The sequence below is a fragment of the Salinimicrobium sp. 3283s genome (assembly GCF_039602225.1).
Lineage (GTDB): Bacteria > Bacteroidota > Bacteroidia > Flavobacteriales > Flavobacteriaceae > Salinimicrobium > Salinimicrobium profundisediminis.
Genome location: NZ_CP143631.1, coordinates 1,357,479 through 1,379,882, shown reverse-complemented (window position 1 = coordinate 1,379,882; position 22,404 = coordinate 1,357,479). Strand labels below are relative to the sequence as shown.

Sequence of the window (22,404 nt, the reverse complement as noted above, 5' to 3'; positions counted from 1 at the left end):
ATTACAGTTCGCTGTTCCCATTTAACTTTTCACGAAAACGTACTTCATTCTTTTCTTCAATGATTTTCTTTTCCAAAATCAACGGTTTCTTTTTGGGCTCTTCGGTTTGAAAAAGGGATTCCAACATTGCCACGGTGGGTTTGGTCTGGCTCTTTTCCATATCCCTCATAATGGCAATAACCGCATTGATACGTTTCTTTAGGCAAGCTTCGATTGTCCTTCCGGTAGGTCCTAGTTTTTCCTTTGGGGAAATCTCGTTGTATAAGAAAAAATCGAGCATTGCTGCCATTGCTTCGGTGTGCGATTTGAAGTGTGTCCTTGAAAATTCCTGAAAACGTTTTGCCGTTTTCTTTTTGAACCTGATGCCGATAAATGAGTCCATAATTCGCCGATTTGTCGCAAATCCTTCCCTAAAAATGGGCGTTCACAGGGCATTTGTCGCAAATGGTAGAAGGTCGGGAATTTTATATTTTTTCAAATTACTGATTATCAGCATTTTGAAAACGAAAAGGAGTGCTTAACATCGCATCGCGTGTTATCCTCTTGCTACTCCTTTTCGTCCCGCCCAGCGGGACAAAAATTCCGTACAATTTGGTCAAAAGCCAATTGCCAGTTCCAGGGAAATAATTTCCTGTTATGTGATTTTTCGATGGGTACAGTTATCGGCGAAAGTCAGAAAATGGGATAACCATACGTAAAATTGAATGCTGAATTTCAGCGAAATGAAGATACAATTTTTTTTATTCAGAAGTCGATTTAGAATTTAATTTGCCCAAAATATTTTGGATAATTATAAAATTTTTTAACTTTAATGCATAGATTCTTTTTATATGATCTGTAGTGAAGGGAAGGTTCAGGTAACAGCGAATTTTCCCTTTTTTATAGCTAATAATTTGATACAAAGTATAAACACCCCCGAAATTTCGGAAGTGCTTATCAACTTAATTTGAGCAAGTTTAGATATTAAATACATAGTTATACCTGTACAAATTCCTTAGTGCTTCCTTTTCAATCATAACATCAAAATTGGTGCAATGTTCTTTGGCATACTTTCGAATATCATCACCAAATTTTTGCTCAACGTCTTTTTTGGAACTTTCCAAAAGGCGTTCCTGGGCTCCCCCGTTCAAGTCTGGAAAATTGAGATAGATCATAACAGGTAATTTAAAGGATTCCCTCATCTGCAAAGCTGTAATAATCACCATCAGGAATAAGTATGAGATGATCTAAAATTTTAATATCCAATAACTCTCCTGCCCTTTTTATCTTCTGGGTCAGTCGTTTATCGGCTTCACTGGGTTGTAAGGTTCCGCTCGGATGGTTGTGAAGTAAAATTACCGCTGTTGTTAAGCTCTTTAACAATACGGCAAATAAGATGCGGACATCCACTAAAGTCCCTGTTATACCTCCGTTGGACACCTCATAAATCCCTTTTACTTTATTGGCATTGTTGAGTAGGATTATTTTAAAGGTTTCGTGCAGTTCAATATTGCTTTTATTCCATTGGCTGTAGGCTATATCTGCCGCGCTTTGGGAGCAGGTTATTTTGGGAAGCGAATATGCTTTTAAACTTCCGCTGTAACTTATCGTTATTTCATTAACTTTGGTTTTCATATTAACTTAATTTAAAGGGTTAATAATTAGAAGAGGGCGCATCTTTCGACGGTTACGCCCTCTTTAATTAAATTAATCGGCTGAATTATTGCCGTTGTTCGTTCCCAACAAAAGGATTTCATTGGCTTCCACTTCAGTAACATAGCGTTTCACACCCTCGTTGTCCTCATAGTTTCGGGATTTCAATTTCCCTGTTACCCCGATTTCCTTGCCCTTTCCGGCATATTTTTCGATGATTTCTGCGGTTTTTCCCCAGGCTACAATCGTGTGCCATTCGGTATTTTCGACTTTTTCGCCTTTACTGTTCTTGTAATACTCATTTGTGGCGAGTGAAAAACGGGCTACTTTTTTACCGCTTTCAAGGTTCGTGATTTGTGGCTCTCCGCCAATGTTTCCGATTAGCTGTACGTGATTTTTGATAGTACTCATAATAAAAGAATTAAAGATTAATTAAAATGCTATCCGAACCCTTCGGATAGTTTGGGTTTATATTTTTTTGAAATGATTTACTTATTATATCCAGAGCGTTTTCCTTTTTTTGTTTTTTTAGTCCCGCTTCCTTTTTGATGTTTTTGTAAGATTTCACAATATTCGATTTAGATTTACTTCCCATAGAGCCGTCCGCTGTTACCTTTTTTTGTTGCTGATACATTTTCAATATTTTGGAATTAATAAGAACTTATAAAAGGGAGGCACGACCGGTTATGCAGTCCGTTTAACTTCCAAATGTTGGTATTTTGCTTACAAAAAAACGGTTGGGACAGCGGCGGTTCGGGAGTAGGTCTAAATGCCTTTTGTGAAGTTCAAAAACATAGGAAGCGGGACTAAATGATAAAATGGAATTCCTATCAGGCGGACTTAGCTTTAAAGATGTAGATTGGGAATGAAGTGTTCCTGCCGTTTTTCAGGCAGGGTTAACGTAATGGAAATCGGAATCTTTAGAGTTGTGTCCAAGACCTTTGCAGGAAAGCTCTTTGTCCGGAATGCAGCTTTTCGCGAAATGGAGCGGCAATGTGCTGACCGGATTATAAAAACGGGTTATCCTCTTGAAGTAGGATTTAAGGCGGACTTGACTTCAAAGCTGTAGATGGGAATGGAGGGTTCCTGCATATTTCAGCAGGATTAGCGCAATGGAGATCGGAAGCTTTGGAGTTGTGTCCAAGACTTTTGTAATGAAGCGCTTTTCCCCAAATGGAGCTTTTTCTGCGTAATGCAGGGGAATGGGCTGAGTGGCTTTGAAAAATGAATTTATCAGGCTAAAAATATGTTAATCGTCCAATGATTCAAGATAATCCTCAATTATTACACGATCTTTCTCATCCAGTAGCAGAGGAGAATCATCATCAACCCGCATTCTCTTTATGGTGAAATCTGGTTCAATGTGCAAAGTTAAAGTACCACTCTCTTTGTAATTTCTTGACACTAACTTCCAATTTAGTTTCAGAGTAATATTTGCTGATATGGGTTTTAGAAATAGTGGGTCAGAAGTAAAACTATCATAACCGACCAGTATTTTTTTTCTAGGTTCTATCTCAACAAAATGTTTTTTCATATCGATATACGAGTCATATTGAATGTTATTAGGCATTGGAATTATAGAATATCCTTTTTTTCGATAATTTTTGCGGTTGACTTCTATAATTTGCTCTGGCAAACTCAGAATAAGTTTCCAATGTTCCAAAGGTTCGGAGCCATTATTGGTCACGAGAATAGTGCCATCGATTAAACTCCTATTGAATTCGGTCTGTTTTACAGGAGTAGAAATATTTGTGTCAAAAATTTCGGGAGTTATCCAATGCTTATTTACCATTTTATCAATCCAATCTGGAATCAAATCTTTGGCTTGCTTTTCTAATTCATCATACTTCGATTGAGCAATCCTTATTTTCTTTATAAATTTTGGTTGAACTCTCATTTCAGTTTTACCACTCTCAAAAGTTACTTCTACCGACTGATTTTTTTTAAAAGTATGGCTGTTTAAATAATAATCATAGGTTGACCTATTCTCAAAGATGAGATCAACAATATCCTCCCAAGAATAAAGATGTGTTTCAAAAAGACCTTGATCAATATGTTCAATATTCTTTTTACGGATTACGGCTTCAATTTCGGCATTCTTAACGGCCGTTGTAGCGAAATACATTTTTTTTAAATTTGGCTCAAAATATTTAGCTCTTTCGATTTCATCAAGAACTTCCTTTTCCCCAAGTTGCTTGTTGGTATATTCGTCCTTGCCCTTACATTGAATTCCATAATATGAATTTTCGTTTTGAGGTATTCCGTAAATGTCGATTCCGTGTTGTTTCTGTCCAGAACGCCCATTCTTTTTAATTTCTGGACAGTTCCATATTTCACCCCAAAGCTTTTTACAAAGACTTTCAAAATCCTGCCAATTTTCAGGTCGTGGTAATGATTGAGCTGCTTTCATAACGAAATATAAATAAATCACTAAAAATAATAATCTGAAATGAAAATGTCTTCTGAAAATTTATCCTTGGGATTTTAACAAACCATCTGTCTTAACATTTCTCCATTTGTCAGGAAAATAAGGTGTATGAAAATAGAAATGTGCCAAATCTTTCAGAAAAGCATATCCTGCTTTATCAGTACGATATTCATAGATAAATTCATCTTTTCTTTTCTTTATCTTTTCCTTAAACTCTTCAAAAGGCAATTCGTCTATTAAATTTTTTGTAAGTCGTGTATCCACTTGATATCCATCTCGCAGAGGTTTCGAAAATAACTGTTCTTCGAGGTCGTTTTCTTTATCCTCAATGAGGTTTTCCGACACTGAATTTTTGCTGTGATGAGGAATAAAAAGTCCCAAAGTGATATCGTGTTTTTTGACGAAAATTCCCAATTGGTTATATTCTTCCTCCAAACCAAAAAGAGCAATATACTCTAATAAAACTGCCAACAAAGGCGAGGTGGAATCCGAATAATAAACTGGCTTAGTTCCTGTAACCGTATATTTAATAACATTTTGAATACTATTGTTGGCATCCGGTAGCATTCCAGATTTTTCCTTTCTATATTGTATTGTAGCAAGTATACTTTTAAGATATGCTTTCGCTGCATCAAAATCATCTGTCTCTATAAAGAGTTCTATGGTATTGACGATGACCAATGAGTGAATATCCAACAAAGGTCGCTTAGAAACCGAGTTGTGCTGAACGACATAGTAAACTCCAGTTCTCGCATCTAGTAAATCGTAGTCTGGGAAACAAGCTTTCTCCATATTTATTAGAATCAACATATAAGCCAAGTAGTCGAAAGTTCTTTGGGTATAAACAATTTGTTCATACATACCACCATTTTCTGTGTAAAGTCCATCTTTTGTTTGTACTACGGAAAGAGTCCTATCAAAATACTGTTGCAATACTTCATAGAAAAACAGCATTACCTGATTAAAGTGCTTGAGCACATTTTTATCATTGTCCAAGTTATTTTTCAATACCCAGTACCAATATCGTATTACCAAATGAGTAAGGTAGCGTTTGGCAATGTCAAGGTTGTTATATTCCTTAGACTCTGTGTAAATTATGAATGAAATCAGTTTTAAGGATTCAAAAAGCAATTGCCATTTTCTAGGAATTTTGTTTTTATAGCCTTTCCATTCCATCTTTTCAAATAATGAATCGATGAGTTTTATAAAGTCTCGTGAAACCCCATCGGATGTATCCAAATTAATTAAAACTCTATTGAAAAGTTTTGTGGTGGAAGAATCAGTAAGCAGGTATGCCCCGAAAAGATTTTCAGAGAACATAGCGGTCAAACGTGCAATATCCCAACGTTCAAAAACCGTGCTATCTACAGATTTACTTATTTGGACCAAAAAGTTTTCGAAGGTTTTTTGCAGGCCGCCTTCAATAACCCCGTTGTGCACAATTACAACTTTTAAGGGTAGGTCTTCGAATTTTGGGTACGCCGATACAAATGGCGTATAAGTTGCTTCGGTAATTGATTCCTGTATTCCATCTTTACCGTAAAAGTTTCTCGTAGTGATATTTCTGTCCGCTCCACCCTTTAGTTCAAAATAGAATCGCTTTTTAACTTTATCTTCGTCAATCCCAACAGCCACAATGTCTTTGCCATATTCTTGCAAACCCAAATATTCAGTCGGTTTAGACAAAATCTCAAATCCCATACTTTCCAATAAAAGAGGGAAAATACGATTTAGCTCGTCTTTCTCTGTTAAAGATTCCAGATAGTCCTTAACCACTAGTTGCTTAATATTCATCTCTTATCGTAGGTATTTAAAATATACTCTTGCAGGTCGGGATTTTTGAACAATCTGGCGTCAAGTATAAAACTGGATTCTACTTTCCCTAATGGCATCACTTTATCTTCAAGTTCTTGCTTCCAACTGTTGCCCCTAACTATTATTGTACTCCTCCCCACAGCCGCAAGAATACCATTGGGATTCTCATTAATATCTTGCATCATTTTGGCTCTATTCTCGTGTTCTAGACTATAATACAAATCCATTAAATCCCGTTCATTTTCATAGGGGTTTAGGTCATTTATAGATTTCTTTTTTGATACAATAGATTCATAATTTTTATAGGCTTCCCTTAACGGTCGTACAAATGCTTTATCTTCTTTAGATTCATCTAATAGGTTTTCTATGTCGTCCAGTAAAGACCTATGGTAGGCATCATATATCAGTTCAGAGAGTTTTATCTGAAGAAACTTTACAACTTCCGGATAAGGCGAACGTCTTAATGGAAGAACTATTGGAAGTAATTTGTCAAAAGTATGTGGAAACAAGGTAATAGCTTCAATCGCCTTTGCCTGCTCCTGTTTTGTGTCCAATTTCAGCAAATCTATTGGAAGTGCCCCAAAACTTCCAGTCATTATAATTTCTACCGGAAGCAAACCAAACTTGTCCTCAGGCTTAAAAAGTTCAAGGATATGTTTTTCTGTTTCTTGTATATTATTACTCCAAAAATGGAAAATGGAACTTTCAAATCGGTTGATGGAACCTCTTTGCCATCCAGCTAGGTAAAACATTTTCATTAGGTGAAATAAATGCTCGGGATGCTCATAGTTATAGAAAAAGCTTTCTATAACGGAAATATCCTGCGTATTTTCAAAATAAATGTGGAGCAATTTGTATTTCTCAGCCTCAAAAGACTTAAGATTATAGATTATTCTGTGAAAGGCAATTTTAACAAGTTCCTTATTTTCTTTTTGAAGATAGGTGGTAATTAAATTAAAACAACCCTTCCGCAGTTCTTCACTTACTTTTGGATTGTCGATTAAACCGCAAATAACTTGAGTTTTACTACCAATAGATTCTGGTAAATAATCATTATGGACTAATTCGAATATCGAATTATTTTGCTCGTCTGAAAGGTTTTGTAACGAATTTAAAACGTGATAGCCCTGTTGCGGATGCTTGTTTTGTAGCTCAAATGCCTTTTCAAATACCCCTTCAAATCCATTATTGTGAAGTCCTATTAAAAGGCTAGCTATGAAAAATGTATCATTGGGTTGTTCTGACCTGATGGCAATAGAATAAATATTTTTTGCTAAATCAAAATTGTTGAACGGTAGCTTACGGGCAAATTCATCCACGTAATATCGGTCGTCAAAAGCAAGTGTTCGCTGACATATCTCCCAAATATCTTTTGCTGAATATTTTGAATATGGAAGGAATCTATAAAGGTGCTGTTCAAATAAGAAGAGTTCCTTCTCTCTTTCTCCTTTAGGCTTCAATTTGTCTAAAAAATATCCTTTGACATCAAATCCATCTGAATGCAGTCTATGTAAAATATAACCTTGTAATCCCTTAATCAAACTGCCGTAACCATTGATTACATTTTTGGCAATTCCATTTTCCTCTTTTAATTTTTCCTGAAAATCTTCTACAAAACCAAAAGCTCCCACAATATTCTTAGGCATTTCTCTTTCAAGTTTAACTTCAGCTTCTTTAAGTAGGGCTTCGTTAAATTCAATAGAATTTGGGTTGAGCTTAATAAATTCAGGATTTGATTCCATTTGTAGGACGATTTCTTTTTTCAACAGTAGGCCACAATTAGCTGTTTCCACTTTAGGAAATTCTATTTTTTTTGTGTTTATACACTTTTGGATTAAAGTGTTAATCTGTCTATCAATCTTGACCATCGGATTAAATGTTTACTTAAAAAAGTTCAATCATCTCAAACTCTGAATATAAGCCCGTAAAAGTTGATTTTCATTTTAGCTTAATGATACCAAATGAAATCATTTTTAATGAGTTCATTAAATATACTTAAATGTTGTACCTATGTTGTACCTGAGCATAAAAAAAGCCGAGATTTTCATCTCAGCTCTTTTTCGTACCGAAGGCGGGAATCGAACCCGCACGCCTTATCAGCAATGGATTTTGAATCCATCGTGTCTACCAATTCCACCACTTCGGCCTAACATTTTACGCTCTTTTAAGTTTGGATTTTGAATCCAGCGCGTCTACCAATTCCGCCACCAAGGCAAACGGGAGGCAAAAGTAATAATTTTTGGTTTAAGCAAATAGATTTCTGGTGAAAAAGTTGCAGGCAAAAAAACTATATCGTTCAAAATTGAACAGTCAGGTACTCTAAAATGCCATTTTGGGAGCAGGTTTTTTGGTTTTTCAGAAAGAATGCGAGGGAACAACCGCGAAAACATGCTCTTAAAATTGTGACCAGGATTTTTTTTTGAAAATAATACGCAACCTTTTAGAAAATGAAGGTCATAAGGGTAAATAACAATTAAAAACACAAAACATGAAAAAATTTCTTTTCTTATTCATTGCAGCTTTATCGTTAACCGCTTGTGAAATTGATGACGACGGTCCCGGAACTGTACAGGTTATTGCTGAAGTAGTTGACACCACGCTTCCCGAGTCTTTTGAAGAAGGCAAACTCTATGATTTCAAGATAACCTATCTACTTCCGGATGCCTGCCATACAGGAATTGGTGTTCAGGCAATGAGAGAAGGGAGCGGAGAAGTTGAAAGAAGAAAAATTTACGTGGCAGGTGTGGCCTCGCGCCCTGCAAATCAAACTACCTGTAACCTCGAAGATGATGATCTTGAAGTAGAAGGTTCCTTTTCTATGAGAATCGAAGGTGATGAACCTTATACTTTTTATCTTTGGACAGGGGTTGATGTAGACGGTAAAAGCGTATATAATGAGGTAGTTGTGCCTGTTGGCGAAGAAGAGCCTACCACTCCCGAGGAATAAATTTGAGCATTAAAGAACCAACATAAATCTCCTGTGGGTCTAAAGGAACTAGTTCGGCTTTGTAAACAACAGGATAGAAAGGCGCAGGAGGAGCTTTACCGTACATACTCGGAACAGCTCTTCGTGCTTTGCCTTAAATATTCCGGGAATTACGAGCAGGCAAAAGACCTGCTGCAGGATTGCTTTGTGAAAATTTTTCAGAAAATTGAACAGTTTAGCGGAAGAGGCAGTTTTGAAGGCTGGATGACGCGGCTGGTCATTAACACCGCCATCAAAAAGAGCAAAAAGAACGGGTTTCACCTTAGTATTACAGGCGAAATTTTTGAAGAAGTTGAAGAAGATCTTGATGACCAAAACCTGTCATTGGATTTCCTGATCAAAATAATCCAGGAACTGCCCGAAGCATACCGGCTCGTCTTTAACCTTTATGTCATGGAAGAACATTCTCACAAGGAGATCGCTAAAATGTTGGGGATTTCTGAAGGGACTTCAAAATCCAACCTCGCGCGTGCCCGCTACAAATTGAGAGAGCGTATTAAGCGCCACAACCGGATGAATTTCCTTAAATCAATATGAAAATGGAAAAGGACATCGACAAAATTTACCGGCGTCGCTTTGAGGGGGCAAAAATGCCTCCGCCCCAAGATTCCTGGGAAAATATTCTATCACAGCTCCCGCCAAAAAAGGCAAAAAGAAGGCTGCTTCCTATTTGGGTGCGGCTTGGCGGAGTGGCAGCCGCGGTAGCACTCCTTCTTACGCTTTATTCGAAAAGTTCCTTTTTTACTGAAAAAGCAAAAGGCGTGCAGGTTGTTTTTGAGTCCGGGGAATTCAATTTTAAGCCTGAAAATGCTTCAGTAAAATTTCAGGAGGTGATGAAGGAATCTCAAATCCTTTTACAGGCCTTGATCTTACAGCATGAGCTTCAGCAGAAACAACAAATTGCTGTTGAAGTAAAACCTGAAGTTAAAGCTGAATCGCACAAAAATACTTCAGGGAACCACGCAATTGTCAGTAGAGGGTTGCAGGTTACAGAAGAGGCCGGTGTAGCTGAAGTTTTAGAAAATAAAGAAGTTCTTGAGGAGAAAACTTCCGAAGAAATCCCGGGTTCGGGCGCTACAAAAGAACTTGCTGCGGCGTTGAGCCTGTCTAAAGAGGAAGAGCCTGAAATACCTTCCCAAAATGGCAATTTTCAGCAGAAATTTAAACTGAGTACAAGGGTGGCGCCTGTGTATTTTAATAACTTCGGAAACGGGAACGTTGTGAACAAAGGCTTTTCAGAAAAAGAAGCTGCGGGGGAAGTGACCTTTTCTTACGGGGTAAGTGTGGCTTATGCGGTTTCTGAAAATATCAACATTAGGGGCGGCATTAACAAGGTGAGCCTTGAATACAATACCCGGCAGGTTTCTTTCAATGAGGTCGCCAAAATTTCATCTTATGGCTTGAAAATGATGAATGCAACTACGCTTGCTTCACCTTCATACGGTACGCTGCATCAAAAAATGGGCTTTTTGGAGGTTCCTCTTGAGCTTGAGTATTTAGTGCTTGATGACCAGTTTTCACTGGGAATTATAGGCGGCGCAAGTGTGCTTTTTCTTGAAGAAAATGACCTTTTACTGGCACTTCCGGGCGAAGAGGCCGATCTTGGAGGGGCAAACCGAATGAATAAACTTAGCTATACCACAAATTTAGGCCTGGGATTGGGGTATAACCTGTCTAAGCAGCTGCAACTTAGCGTAGAGCCTGTAGTTAAATTTCAAATGAACACATTTAAAGATAGTGGCGGGCAAAAACCTTACTTTTTAGGATTGTATTCCGGTTTCAATTATAGATTCTAATCGGTTTAATAGGTGTCTGCTCAAAAACTTCCCTTCAAAAATGCCATTTTTGAAGGGAAGTTTTTTCAACCTTTCCCTGGCTAAAGCCTTCTTCAATATTTCTCAAAAAGTAAATTTGCTGGTTCTCACCCACGAATTAATTTCTAAATTTGCAAGGCAACAACAAACAACACAACATGCCTGAAGTTTCTACCGCAGTAAAAATCTTTTCCTGTAATCAAAGCCGTGATTTGGCTGAAAAAATAGCCGAATCCTATGGCTCTAAATTGGGAAATGTTATCACTTCAACTTACAGTGATGGCGAATTTCAACCTTCTTTTGAAGAATCTGTAAGAGGATCGAGAGTTTTTATTATCGGGTCTACCCACCCGGGGTCTGATCACCTTATGGAGCTGTTACTTATGCTAGATGCTGCCAAAAGAGCATCTGCAAGGCATATTACAGCAGTTATCCCTTATTACGGCTGGGCCAGGCAGGATAGAAAAGACAAGCCGCGGGTGCCTATTGCGGCAAAACTTATTGCCAAAATGCTCGAAACTGCCGGAGCTACCAGAATTATTACCATGGATCTTCATGCCGATCAAATTCAGGGATTCTTTGAAAAACCTGTAGATCATCTGTTTGCATCTACCGTGTTTTTGCCTTACCTGCGTAGCCTTAACCTTGACAACCTTACCATTGCCTCACCAGATATGGGAGGCTCCAAGAGGGCTTATGCCTATTCCAAGACCATGGAGAGCGATGTAGTGATTTGTTACAAACAAAGGGTAAAGGCCAATGTTATTTCCCACATGGAATTGATTGGGAATGTTGAAGGCCGTAATGTGGTACTCGTAGATGATATGGTAGATACCGCAGGCACATTGAGCAAAGCGGCCGATTTAATGATGGAAAGAGGGGCGCTGAGTGTAAGAGCTATTTGTACACATCCTGTACTTTCTGGAGAAGCCTATGAACGCATTGAGAATTCGAAACTGATGGAACTCATTGTTACTGACTCAATCCCGCTAAAGAAAAAAAGCGATAAGATAAGGGTAGTTACCTGTGCCGATTTGTTTGCAGATGTAATGAATCGTGTACACAACAATAGGTCTATTAGTTCAAAATTCATTATGTAAACGGGAGTTAGATTTTAGAAGGTAGAAGTACGAACGCGTTTTCTGAGGTTCAAAAGTCTTGACTCTTAGCTCCCGACTCCCGACTCCTGTCTATTGACATCCAGCTTTTGCTGCCAGGAATCTTTCGCTATAAATAATTAGGGCCTAAGCTTTTATTAGCTGAAAAAAAAGATTTACTTTTGCAGCCTAAAATTTTTAACAATGAAATCAATTACGATCAACGGATCTAAAAGAGAAAGCGTAGGCAAGAAAGCTACAAAAGCCTTACGTAATGCTGGACAGGTTCCTTGCGTATTATACGGGGGAGACGAGCCATTACATTTTTCAGCAGAAGAGATTGCCTTTAAAGACCTGGTTTATACCCCAGATGTTCACACTGTAGAGATTAAGCTACAGGGAGGTGAGGTATTTAATGCTGTATTGCAGGATATCCAGTTTCACCCTGTAACCGATGCAATTTTGCATATCGATTTCTATCAGATCTTTGAAGACAAAGAAATTACTATGGAAATTCCTGTACATACTACAGGTGTTGCCCGTGGTGTGAAAAATGGTGGGGTATTGAGATTTAACCTTCGCCGCATGAGAGTAAAAGGTCTTCCAGGAAATCTTCCAGATTTTATCGAAGCCGATATTACTTCCCTTAAAATTGGTAACAAATTGTATGTTACTGCTTTACAAAGTGATGAGTTCAAAATCATGCACCCAGATAACACAGTGGTTTGCCAGGTTAGAACTTCTCGTAATGTCATCGCAGATACCGATGATGAAGAAGAAGAAACTGCAGCAGATGAAGTGCCTGCAACCGAAGTTAACGAAACTGAATAAGCTTCAGGTTTTCTTATCAAAATATAAAGCATCCCAGTTCGGGATGCTTTTTTTATTTTTACCAAAAAGTCACGCATGCTATCTTTTTTTGGAAGATTGTTAGCTAAAACACCTAAAGAAGAAATTTCTCCTATGAAAAAATTTCTCATTGTGGGTCTGGGAAATATTGGCCCCAAGTACCACAATACCCGCCATAACATTGGGTTTAAAATACTCGATTTTTTGGCCGAAAAAGAAGGACTTACTTTTGAATCCCAGAAACTGGGGGATGTGGCTACCTATAAATTTAAGGGCCGCACCTTTATACTGCTTAAGCCTTCAACCTTTATGAACCTTAGCGGGAAAGCTGTAAATTACTGGTTACAGAAAGAAAAGGTGCCCTTAGAGCACTTAATGGTAATTACAGATGATCTCAACCTTGCTTTTGGCACTATAAGGGTAAAGACCAAGGGCAGCGATGGCGGCCACAATGGTTTGAAAGATATCCAGGCCCAATTGGGAACAACAAATTACAATCGCTTTCGCTTCGGAATAAGCGATGCATTTTCTCATGGCAGGCAGGTAGATTACGTGCTGGGGGAATGGGATGAAGAAGAGAATAAAAAGTTGCCCGAGAGACTTGAAAAATCGGCTGAAGTGATAAGATCCTTCGGTACGGCGGGCATAAATAATACAATGAATACCTTTAACGGGAAATAGCAGTAGTCTTGAAAGAACACAAAGGAGCACATGCTTTCAACAGCAACCATCATACGGTAGTCACTATAGGTACTTTTGACGGGGTGCATATTGGGCATCAAAAAATTATTCAAAGGCTGGTAAATACAGCAAAGGCCGGCAATCTTGAATCGGCTATCCTCACTTTTTTTCCGCATCCCAGGATGGTACTTCAAAAAGATGCCGATATAAAGCTTATCAATACTATTGAAGAGCGTAAGAATATCCTGGAGCAAAGCGGGATCGACCATCTTATTGTCCATCCGTTCACGCAGCAGTTTTCCAGACTTTCGGCCCGGGAATTTGTGAGAGACGTGCTCGTAAATAAACTCAAAGCCAAAAAGGTGATTATTGGGTATGACCACAGGTTTGGACGCAACAGGACAGCAGATATTAATGACCTGAGAGCCTTTGGGGAAGAATATGACTTTGAGGTAGAAGAAATATCAAAGCAGGATGTTGAAGATGTAGCTGTAAGTTCTACTAAAATAAGGAATGCATTACGGGAAGGTAGGGTAGAGAAGGCCAATCGTTACCTAAGTTATCCATTTTCCCTGGCAGGAACTGTGGTGAGAGGGAAAGGCCTTGGAAAAGAATTTTCTTTTCCTACTGCCAATCTTGAAGTTAAAGAAGACTACAAGCTTATCCCTAAAAATGGGGTTTATGTAGTAAGATCTGTGATTGATGGAGAAATGGTGTACGGGATGATGAGCATTGGCACCAATCCTACTGTAGGCGGTACCGAAAAAACCATTGAAACTAACTTTTTCAACTTTGATAAAGACCTGTATGGGCAACAGCTTTCTATAGAAATGCTTATGCGCATTAGGGATGAAAAGAAATTTGAGTCGGTAGAGGCATTAAAACTGGCCATGAAACAGGACGAAGCTATAAGCTATCAATTTATACGTGATAATTATGCTCAGTAAATGGCTTTTTACCCGCATAGATAATTCTGCACTTATTGTTTTTAGGATACTCTTTGGGGTATTGCTTACTATAGAGGCTTTTGGTGCAATCTTTACTGGTTGGGTAAAAAGGGTGTTTATTGAACCCGCTTTCACTTTTAATTTTATAGGTTTCGAATTTCTGCAGCCTTTGCCGGGTAATGGCATGCTCTGGTACTACGCTGTTATGGGCTTGTTTGGCATCTTCGTGATGCTGGGTTTTAAATATCGGTTTAGCATTTTTATGTACACGATAATGTGGGCCGCTGTTTACCTGATGCAGAAATCTTCCTATAACAATCACTACTACCTTTTAATGTTGCTGTGCTTTCTCATGATCCTTCTCCCGGCGCACAGGTACGCCTCGGTTGATGCCTGGAAGAACCCGGGGTTAAAGAAGCTGAGTATGCCACGCTGGGTCTGGGTCTTGCTTGTGGTGCAAATGTTTATCGTTTATACCTATGCCGCCGTGGCCAAAATATACCCCGACTGGTTTGATGCCACGCTTCCGGGAATATTAATGGATGCCCGAAAAGACTACTGGTTGGTAGGAGATTTTCTTCAGCAGCCCTGGGTACACCATACCATCGCCTGGTTCGGATTCTTTTTTGACCTGTTGATCATTCCTTTACTGCTCTGGAAACGCACCCGGATTTTCGCATTTTTGGCTGCCGTATTTTTCCATCTCTTCAACAGCTTTATTTTCCACATTGGGATTTTTCCTTATCTGGCTCTTGCTTTCACGATCTTCTTTTTTTCTACGGAAAATATCAACAGGTATTTTTTGTGGAAAAAGCCACATTATTCCGCAGCTGAAGTAGAAGTTCCCAAAAACCGGAATTTGATCGTAGGTTTTATGGCGATTTGGCTGCTGGTGCAGGCAGTGTTGCCAGTAAGGCACTGGTTCTTCAAAGATGATGTGCTATGGACCGAAGAAGGCCATCGTCTTAGCTGGCGTATGATGTTGAGGTCAAAATCTGGTCAGATCCGTTATAAGGTGGTAGATAAATCAAAGCCTCAGGATACCATCTATATTAAAACTGAAGATTATCTTTCAGCAAAACAACAGCGTGCATTAGGCTCAAAACCCGATATGATTTGGCAATTTGCCCAACGCCTCGAAAAAGAATATGAACTAGAAGGAAAAGAGGTGGAGGTGTATGTAGACAGCAGGGTAAGTGTAAACAGGAGGCGTTACAAGCCCTTTATAGATCCTAAAGTTGATCTCGCAGCCGAAGAATGGAAGCACTTTGAGCATCATGTTTGGATATTGCCATTTGTTGATGATAAAGAATAAGGTGCTTTTCTGCGGTGTTGATCAAAACAAAATTTGATCTGCCATTAAAATAACCGGAGCTCACAAAGCGAATGTAGTGGCCCCGGTAATATTTCAGCTTTAATTCTTTTTGTATTAAGCAGATACAGCCTCTCTGATCAAGGCAGCTAGTTCTTTCTGAATTTCCAGGCCTTTGTTCGAGTTGTACCATTGCTGAATTTCCTCCTTTATTTTATCTGCTTCGGCGTTCTCAGCTTTTAATCTTTCAAACAATTTTACGCATTCCAGGGGCCGTGGGCCCCAAACGTTAAGATCTTCGTCATGCTCATCTTTAATGATAAGCTTTGGGATAGAGAGCGTGCCGTTGGTGCGGTAATTTTCAATCCTGTGAGGCGCGCTGTCCCTTAATTCGTACGAGACGCTTACAAGAGGATTTTCACGGCCCGCAAGTTCAAGAAACGGGGTGATGTGTGCCGCGTCTCCACACCAGGGTTCCGTGATAACAATCCACTGCTGGGGCTCATAGATTTGCTGAAGTGCATTTCTCAACTCTTCTGTTATTTCTCCCGTTTTTAACCACCGGTTCATACGAGACCAGTTCAGTTTAGTGTAATTGAGATAATCGGGATTATCGTAAGGCGCGTTCTGCTGCTCTAAAGGAGTATTTTTTATAGTTTCAAAATAACTCTGGTATTGCTTAAAGTCCATATTTTCAGGCGTATATTAAGATGATTTTAATTTGATCTACAGGGCGATTCCCGTGACTAAAAGATACTAAAATTAATAGGTTGGGCTGTAAAAGAACAGGGGATGATTTAAACAGAATTGCAATTTTTTTCAGTCCTGGCAAGGGGTTCATTAACTTCTGTGGAGACAGCGAACATTTTTGTCATCTCTCTGGCTGGAAGATCAATTGTTTACAGGGCTTTTGTTACTTTTGCTTTTCTGGCGGAAGAAATACGCTTGCGCAAATCCAAATATTAGATCTATGTTACAGGTAGCCAATATCAGGGCCAACAAGGAGGCATATGTAAAAGCCTTGAAAAAGAGAAATTTTGATGCTGAAGAAGTTTTTGCTGAAGTGCTTGAACTGGACGAGACCCGCCGTTCAACCCAGGCAGAGCTGGATGAGAAATTAGCCGAATCGAACAGGCTTTCAAAGGAAATAGGAATGCTTTTCAAGACCGGTGAACATCTGAAGGCAAACCAGCTGAAGCAACAAACTTCAGACTTGAAGGAGACTACTAAAGAGCTTTCTGAAAAGCTGGCGGCTACAACCATGGCCCTCAACAAACAGCTGTATAATATTCCCAATATCCCGAATGAACTCGTGCCGGCTGGTGCTTCCGAAGAAGATAATGTTGAGGTCTTTAAAGAAGGAGAAGTGCCGCAGCTTGGTGCAGATGCTTTGCCACACTGGGAACTGGCAAAAAAATATGACATTATAGATTTTGAACTGGGTAACAAAATTACCGGGGCCGGATTCCCTGTCTATAAAGGAAAAGGTGCGCGCCTGCAACGGGCATTGATCGCATACTTTTTAGACAAAAACGTGGCGGCAGGATATACCGAGTACCAAATGCCGCTTATGGTAAATGAAGCTTCGGGATATGGCACGGGGCAGCTGCCCGATAAAGAAGGGCAAATGTACCATGTCACCGAAGATAATCTATACCTTATTCCAACAGCCGAAGTTCCTATTACGAATATGTTTAGGGATAACATGCTTTCAGAAAACGATCTTCCCATTGCCTGTACCGGTTATACGCCGTGCTTTAGAAGGGAAGCAGGATCTTACGGGGCACACGTGCGCGGTCTTAACCGCCTGCACCAGTTCGATAAAGTGGAGATTGTAAGGATCGAAAAACCTGAGAATTCTTTTGCTGCATTAGATCAAATGGTAGAGCAGATCAAGGATATCCTCAGGGATCTAAAGTTGCCTTACCGCATTCTCAGGTTGTGTGGTGGCGATCTTGGATTTACATCGGTGCTGACTTACGACTTTGAAGTATTTTCAACCGCACAGGATCGCTGGCTGGAGATAAGCTCCTGTTCAAATTTTGAGACTTTCCAGGCCAACCGGTTAAAGTTGAGGTATAAATCGGCCGATGGTTCCAAGCAACTGGCGCACACCCTTAACGGTAGTGCCCTTGCCTTACCTCGTGTACTGGCGGGAATTCTTGAAAACTATCAGACCCCTGCCGGAATAAAAGTGCCCGATGTATTGGTGCCTTATACCGGTTTTGATATGATTGATTAAAAGGAGTGTTCATAATATTTTGAGACCTCACAGGTTTTTGAAACCTGTGAGGTCTTTGCTTTTAATAGAATAAATCCCTCACTTTCAGGTGCTAAAAAAGGCATTTTCTTATCTTTACTCAAAACAGTTGCGGATGCGTTTCTTTTATTTTCTTCTCATCCTTCTTTGCTCCCATTTTTCAGGTTTTGCACAATCTGAGCAGTTGGCGCGCAATTATTTTGACAGGGGCGAATTTGAAAAAGCAGAGAATATCTATGAGAAACTCCTCGATTTGGAGCCGCAAAATGCCTCCTTTTTCTACGGACTCATTGCCACATATCAGCAACTTGAAAAATATTCAGAAGCAGAAAGACTGCTGAAAGAAAAGGTCAACAACACGGCTAATGCGCCTCATTACCTTGTGGAGCTGGGCCACAATCTTGAATTGCAGGGAAAATCATCTCAAGCCCTTAAATTCTATGAAGAAGCTTTAAGAGCTATTGAGTCGAGACCTAACTTTGCTTTTCCTATTGCCCGGGCTTTTGAAAAGTACAGCAAACTCGATAAGGCTGTCACAGCTTATGAGCTGGGCATGAAAATGAATCCCAATGCCGAATACAACATCCAGCTCGCACGGCTTTACGGCGAACAGGGTGAGATTGAGAAGATGTTTAGCAACTATATTGATGTACTGGGCAACAACCCCGATTTGCTGCCGGGAGTGAGCCGTATTTACGGGGAGTTCATTACCGATGATCCCGCTAATGTAGCCAACATCACCTTCAGGAAATTACTGCTGAAAAAACTTCAGGAAGACCAGAATATCCTTTTCAACAACATGTTGAGCTGGTTGTTCATTCAGCAAAAAGAATATCAGAAGGCTTTTCAGCAGGAGAAAGCCATCTATCGCAGGTCAAATGAAGGTTTGGGGGCAATCTTAAGGCTTACGGTGATGGCGAGGGAAGAAGGGCAACTCGAAACAGCTCTTGAAGTACTCGATTTTATTATTGCTGAAGCCCCAAACCAGGACTTGAAACTTCAGGCGTACCAACTGCGGTTAAACATTCTTCAGGAAACACTTCCGAAGAAAAATTACTCCGAAATAGATGAGGCTTATAATGCCCTTTTTGACACCTATGGGAGTGGACCGGCAATGTTATCGCTGTTCATAGATTACGCTAATTTTCTTGCATTTAAACAGGCTGAGGTCGCAAAAGCAGAAAAGGTACTCCGGGATTTTCTAGATAGTGACCTGAAGAAGTTTGAAGAAGCCGCCTTAAAAATGGCCCTGGCCGATATTCTCGTGCTCGATGAGAAGTTCAATCAGGCTTTGATCTATTACTCGCAGGTGCAAAACATGGTAGAAAATGATGTCATTGCACAAATGGCAAGGTTTAAAGTGGCAAAAACCAGCTACTATAAAGGAGATTTTGAATGGGCTACCATTCAGCTGGATGTTCTAAAATCGGCTACCTCGCAATTGATTGCTAATGACGCTATGGAACTTAGCCTTTTAATTAGTGAAAACTCCCTGGAAGATTCCACACAGGCTGCACTCAAAAAATATGCCCGGGCCGATTTACTGGCTTTTCAGCAACGGGAAGAAAAGGCCATACAATTGTTAGACACTGTTTTAACCGGCCATAAAGGCGAGGATATAGAAGATGATGCCCTTTTAAAGCAGGCAAAGCTGTATGAACAAACGGCGCAGTACCAAAAAGCCGAAGAAAATTATCTTAAACTTATATCGCATTACCAGAATGGGGTTTTGGGAGATAACGCCCATTACTACCTGGCCGAACTTTACGCCCAAAAGCTGGACCAGCCCGAAAAGGCGCAGGAGTTTTATGAAAAAATTATCTTTAATTACGCCGATAGTATTTACTTTGTAGATGCCCGAAAAAAATTCAGGCAACTTCGGGGAGATGAGATTGAATAAGCCTTTTATTAAGGCTGCAATCCTCCCTTTTTTCTAAAGAAGCTACAGTATATGTATATCTACAATGTCACAATAAATGTTCAGGAAGATGTTCACCAGCAGTGGGTAAAATGGATGAAAGAGGAACACATCCCCGAAATGCTCAACACCGGTAAATTCACAAAAGCGCTTATGACCAGGGTGTTGGTGAACGAAGAAATGGGAGGCATCACTTATTCAGTTCAGTTTACCGCTCAAACCCGAAAAATGCTACAGCGTTATTATGAAGAAGATGCCGAAAGGTTGAGAAGAAAATCTGCAATTTTTGAAGGGAAATTTGTCGTCTTCAGGACCGAGCTCGAGGTAATAAGCGAGCAGTAGAAACCACAGTATCCATGAAAAAGAATTACAGTAAGAAAGGTGGAAACCGCCACAATACCTCTTTGCCCGGCCATCAGGAAGGCGATGTAAAGGCTAAAAAGCACCTGGGGCAGCATTTTTTGACCGATGAAAGTGTGGCCGAAAGAATTGCAGATACCCTTAGTTATAAAGGTTATCCTCATGTGCTGGAGATAGGCCCGGGGATGGGAGTGCTCACAAAATATCTCCTGAAAAAAGACACAGACCTTCACGTAATAGAGATAGACACCGAGAGTGTTGCGTATTTAAATGAACACTATCCTGCTCTTGAAGGTAAGGTGCATGAAAAGGACTTTTTGAGGTACGATATTGGTGAGATCTTTAAGCAGGAGCAGTTTGCCATAATAGGTAATTTCCCGTACAACATCTCTACCCAAATCGTTTTTAAGATGCTCGAACTACGGGATTTTATTCCCGAATTTTCGGGGATGTTCCAAAAAGAAGTAGCACAGCGTATTTGCGAAAAGGAAGGTAACAAGACCTACGGAATACTGTCTGTGCTGGTCCAGGCTTTTTATGAAGCCGAGTACCTCTTTACCGTGCCACCATCAGTGTTTAATCCGCCGCCAAAAGTAGACAGCGGCGTGCTGAAGTTTATCCGGAAAGAAGATTTTTCCCTGCCCGTAGACGAGAAATTGTTTTTTAGAGTGGTAAAGACAGCTTTTCAGCAGCGAAGAAAGACGCTAAGAAACAGTCTTAAGATCTTTGACCTGCCCGAAAATATTAAAGAAGATGCTATCTTTGGGCTACGTCCCGAACAGCTAAGTACAGCCAGGTTTATAGAACTTACACAAAAGATCCAGCCTTATGCAATTTGAGGTAACCGAAGAATATATTGAGCAAATTCAGCTTCTCATTGAAGAGCATCGGGACACCGAGCTCCTGCAGCTGCTTGAAGAGGTTCACCCTGCCGATATTGCCGAGATTATCCACGAACTGGAACTCGATGAGGCTACCTATATCATAAAGCTGCTTGACAGTACCAAAACTTCCGAAGCTCTTATGGAGCTTGAAGAAGACCTGAGGGAACGCATTCTCGATAATCTTTCGGCCAAAGAAATCGCCGAGGAGCTCGAGAATATGGACACCGATGATGCTGCCGACATTATGTCTGAACTTTCGGAAGAACGAAAGCAGGAAGTAATCCAGGAGATCTCCGATGAAGAACACGCCGAGCATATTGTAGAGCTGTTGCGTTATGACGAGAATTCTGCCGGGGGTCTTATGGCTAAGGAGCTTGTTAAGGTAAATGAGAACTGGAGTGTAACCGGCTCTCTCGCCGAAATGAAGGCCCAGGGCGAGAACGTGACCCGTGTGCATTCCATTTATGTAGTGGATGATAAGGGGAAACTAAAGGGGAGATTGTCTCTAAAAGATCTTCTTACGGCTTCCAGCAGGGCAAATATCAGCGACGTTTATATAGATAAAGTAGATTACGTTACAGTTCATACCAAAGGTGAGGAAGTAGCCCGAATCATGCAGAAGTATGACCTCGAGGCCATACCCGTTGTTGATGAGATGGGCCGGCTCGTGGGGCGGGTAACTATTGATGATATTGTAGATTTTATAAGAGACGAAGCCGAAAGGGATTACCAGCTGGCAGCCGGTATTTCTGAAGATGTTGAGGCCGATGATTCCATCCTGCGCCTCACCCGGGCGAGATTGCCCTGGCTCATCCTCGCACTTTTTGGCGGCTTTGTTTCTGTAACCGTTTTGGGCACTTTCGATGCCGCAATGCAAGAGCATGCTGCCCTGTTCTTTTTTGTGCCGCTAATAGCGGCAATGGCAGGTAATGTGGGCGTACAGTCGTCGGCCATTGTGTTACAGGGTTTGGCAAATCAAAGCCTTAGTGGCTCGCTGTTAAACCGCCTTATCAAAGAAATTCTTTTAAGCCTTTTAAACGGTACCGCCCTTGCACTTCTACTTATCGTTGGGGGCATCTTTCTACTGGGTTTCGATTTCTTGTTTGGGCTTACCGTGGGCATTTCTTTGATCTCGGTAATCGTAATTGCTTCCCTCATAGGGACTTTTGTGCCCATTATTCTGGACAAATTCGGTATAGATCCCGCAATGGCCACAGGGCCTTTCATCACTACCAGTAATGACATTTTTGGGATACTTATCTATTTTACCATCGCAAAACTTATCCTGGGCTTTTAAAGTCAGCTCCAATAGTTCCAGGGTTGAAATTTAAAAATTGATTTTTGGAATTGTTTTTGGTGCTTGGGATTTGAATTTTGGTACTTGTAATTTTAATTATGGGTGCTGCTGCGCACCGGGCCTG

At 40.2% G+C, this 22,404-nt stretch carries 22 protein-coding genes and 1 tRNA gene; 13 read left to right on the top strand and 10 right to left on the bottom strand.

Annotated features, from left to right (window positions below; all coding sequences use genetic code 11):
- Window position 1: 1 nt before the first annotated feature.
- The 9 genes from VS868_RS06165 to VS868_RS06125 all read right to left on the bottom strand — a co-directional run bounded on the left by VS868_RS06165 (window position 2) and on the right by VS868_RS06125 (window position 8,021).
- Complete coding sequence (locus tag VS868_RS06165) at window positions 2-382, bottom strand: BfmA/BtgA family mobilization protein (RefSeq protein ID WP_345599552.1); 381 nt, start codon at window positions 380-382, stop codon at window positions 2-4.
- 574 nt (window positions 383-956) lie between these two features.
- Complete coding sequence (locus VS868_RS06160; protein WP_345599551.1) at window positions 957-1,154, bottom strand: hypothetical protein; 198 nt, start codon at window positions 1,152-1,154, stop codon at window positions 957-959.
- A 10-nt stretch (window positions 1,155-1,164) separates the two neighbouring features.
- Window positions 1,165-1,614, bottom strand: coding sequence for a JAB domain-containing protein (locus VS868_RS06155; RefSeq protein WP_345599550.1), 450 nt, complete (start codon window positions 1,612-1,614; stop codon window positions 1,165-1,167).
- Between the two features lie 72 nt (window positions 1,615-1,686).
- The gene (ssb, locus tag VS868_RS06150; RefSeq protein ID WP_345599549.1) at window positions 1,687-2,043 is read right to left on the bottom strand and encodes a single-stranded DNA-binding protein; all 357 of its coding nucleotides are present in this window, start codon (window positions 2,041-2,043) and stop codon (window positions 1,687-1,689) included.
- Window positions 2,044-2,053: 10 nt separating this feature from the next.
- Window positions 2,054-2,266 (bottom strand): hypothetical protein, encoded by a 213-nt coding sequence (locus tag VS868_RS06145; RefSeq protein WP_345599548.1) that lies wholly within the window; start codon window positions 2,264-2,266, stop codon window positions 2,054-2,056.
- 615 nt (window positions 2,267-2,881) lie between these two features.
- Window positions 2,882-4,042, bottom strand: a complete 1,161-nt coding sequence (locus VS868_RS06140) for a hypothetical protein (protein WP_345599547.1) — start codon at window positions 4,040-4,042, stop codon at window positions 2,882-2,884.
- Between the two features lie 60 nt (window positions 4,043-4,102).
- Window positions 4,103-5,854, bottom strand: coding sequence for a hypothetical protein (locus VS868_RS06135; protein WP_345599546.1), 1,752 nt, complete (start codon window positions 5,852-5,854; stop codon window positions 4,103-4,105).
- On the bottom strand, window positions 5,851-7,743 hold the full coding sequence (locus tag VS868_RS06130; protein WP_168025950.1) for a hypothetical protein: 1,893 nt from the start codon (window positions 7,741-7,743) through the stop codon (window positions 5,851-5,853). The genes VS868_RS06135 and VS868_RS06130 overlap by 4 nt, the downstream gene beginning before the upstream one ends.
- Before the next feature lie 195 nt (window positions 7,744-7,938).
- Window positions 7,939-8,021, bottom strand: a tRNA-Leu gene (locus VS868_RS06125).
- A gap of 342 nt (window positions 8,022-8,363) precedes the next feature.
- Between VS868_RS06125 and VS868_RS06120 the strand changes: the two genes are divergently transcribed.
- From VS868_RS06120 to VS868_RS06085, 8 genes are all read left to right on the top strand, one after another.
- Window positions 8,364-8,822, top strand: coding sequence for a hypothetical protein (locus VS868_RS06120; RefSeq protein WP_266070089.1), 459 nt, complete (start codon window positions 8,364-8,366; stop codon window positions 8,820-8,822).
- A gap of 33 nt (window positions 8,823-8,855) precedes the next feature.
- A complete protein-coding gene (locus tag VS868_RS06115; protein ID WP_345599545.1) occupies window positions 8,856-9,398 on the top strand; it encodes an RNA polymerase sigma factor in 543 nt (180 codons plus the stop codon).
- Window positions 9,399-9,400: 2 nt separating this feature from the next.
- Complete coding sequence (locus tag VS868_RS06110; protein ID WP_345599544.1) at window positions 9,401-10,657, top strand: hypothetical protein; 1,257 nt, start codon at window positions 9,401-9,403, stop codon at window positions 10,655-10,657.
- A 176-nt stretch (window positions 10,658-10,833) separates the two neighbouring features.
- Window positions 10,834-11,775, top strand: coding sequence for a ribose-phosphate pyrophosphokinase (locus VS868_RS06105; RefSeq protein WP_266070086.1), 942 nt, complete (start codon window positions 10,834-10,836; stop codon window positions 11,773-11,775).
- 201 nt (window positions 11,776-11,976) lie between these two features.
- Entirely contained in the window at window positions 11,977-12,603 is a 627-nt protein-coding gene (locus VS868_RS06100; RefSeq protein WP_345599543.1) for a 50S ribosomal protein L25/general stress protein Ctc, read from the top strand.
- Window positions 12,604-12,678: 75 nt separating this feature from the next.
- On the top strand, window positions 12,679-13,302 hold the full coding sequence (pth, locus tag VS868_RS06095) for an aminoacyl-tRNA hydrolase (RefSeq protein ID WP_345599542.1): 624 nt from the start codon (window positions 12,679-12,681) through the stop codon (window positions 13,300-13,302).
- Window positions 13,303-13,310: 8 nt separating this feature from the next.
- Window positions 13,311-14,249 carry a bifunctional riboflavin kinase/FAD synthetase gene (locus VS868_RS06090; protein WP_345599541.1) on the top strand — a complete coding sequence of 313 codons (939 nt, stop codon included), beginning with the start codon at window positions 13,311-13,313 and terminating at the stop codon, window positions 14,247-14,249.
- Window positions 14,239-15,564 (top strand): HTTM domain-containing protein, encoded by a 1,326-nt coding sequence (locus VS868_RS06085; protein WP_345599540.1) that lies wholly within the window; start codon window positions 14,239-14,241, stop codon window positions 15,562-15,564. The genes VS868_RS06090 and VS868_RS06085 overlap by 11 nt, the downstream gene beginning before the upstream one ends.
- 114 nt (window positions 15,565-15,678) lie before the next feature.
- Here VS868_RS06085 and VS868_RS06080 read toward each other — a convergent pair whose 3' ends face one another.
- Complete coding sequence (locus VS868_RS06080) at window positions 15,679-16,251, bottom strand: thioredoxin family protein (RefSeq protein ID WP_266070079.1); 573 nt, start codon at window positions 16,249-16,251, stop codon at window positions 15,679-15,681.
- A gap of 280 nt (window positions 16,252-16,531) precedes the next feature.
- Here VS868_RS06080 and serS point away from each other — a divergent pair, with 280 nt between their 5' ends.
- From serS to mgtE, 5 genes are all read left to right on the top strand, one after another.
- Window positions 16,532-17,803 carry a serine--tRNA ligase gene (gene serS / locus VS868_RS06075; protein ID WP_345599538.1) on the top strand — a complete coding sequence of 424 codons (1,272 nt, stop codon included), beginning with the start codon at window positions 16,532-16,534 and terminating at the stop codon, window positions 17,801-17,803.
- A gap of 133 nt (window positions 17,804-17,936) precedes the next feature.
- Window positions 17,937-19,721, top strand: a complete 1,785-nt coding sequence (locus VS868_RS06070; protein ID WP_345599537.1) for a tetratricopeptide repeat protein — start codon at window positions 17,937-17,939, stop codon at window positions 19,719-19,721.
- 51 nt (window positions 19,722-19,772) lie between these two features.
- Window positions 19,773-20,081, top strand: a complete 309-nt coding sequence (locus VS868_RS06065) for a DUF4286 family protein (RefSeq protein ID WP_266070075.1) — start codon at window positions 19,773-19,775, stop codon at window positions 20,079-20,081.
- A gap of 14 nt (window positions 20,082-20,095) precedes the next feature.
- Window positions 20,096-20,938, top strand: a complete 843-nt coding sequence (gene rsmA, locus VS868_RS06060) for a 16S rRNA (adenine(1518)-N(6)/adenine(1519)-N(6))-dimethyltransferase RsmA (protein WP_266070074.1) — start codon at window positions 20,096-20,098, stop codon at window positions 20,936-20,938.
- Window positions 20,928-22,280, top strand: a complete 1,353-nt coding sequence (mgtE, locus tag VS868_RS06055; RefSeq protein ID WP_345599536.1) for a magnesium transporter — start codon at window positions 20,928-20,930, stop codon at window positions 22,278-22,280. Before rsmA ends, mgtE begins: the two co-directional genes overlap by 11 nt.
- Window positions 22,281-22,404: the final 124 nt, after the last annotated feature.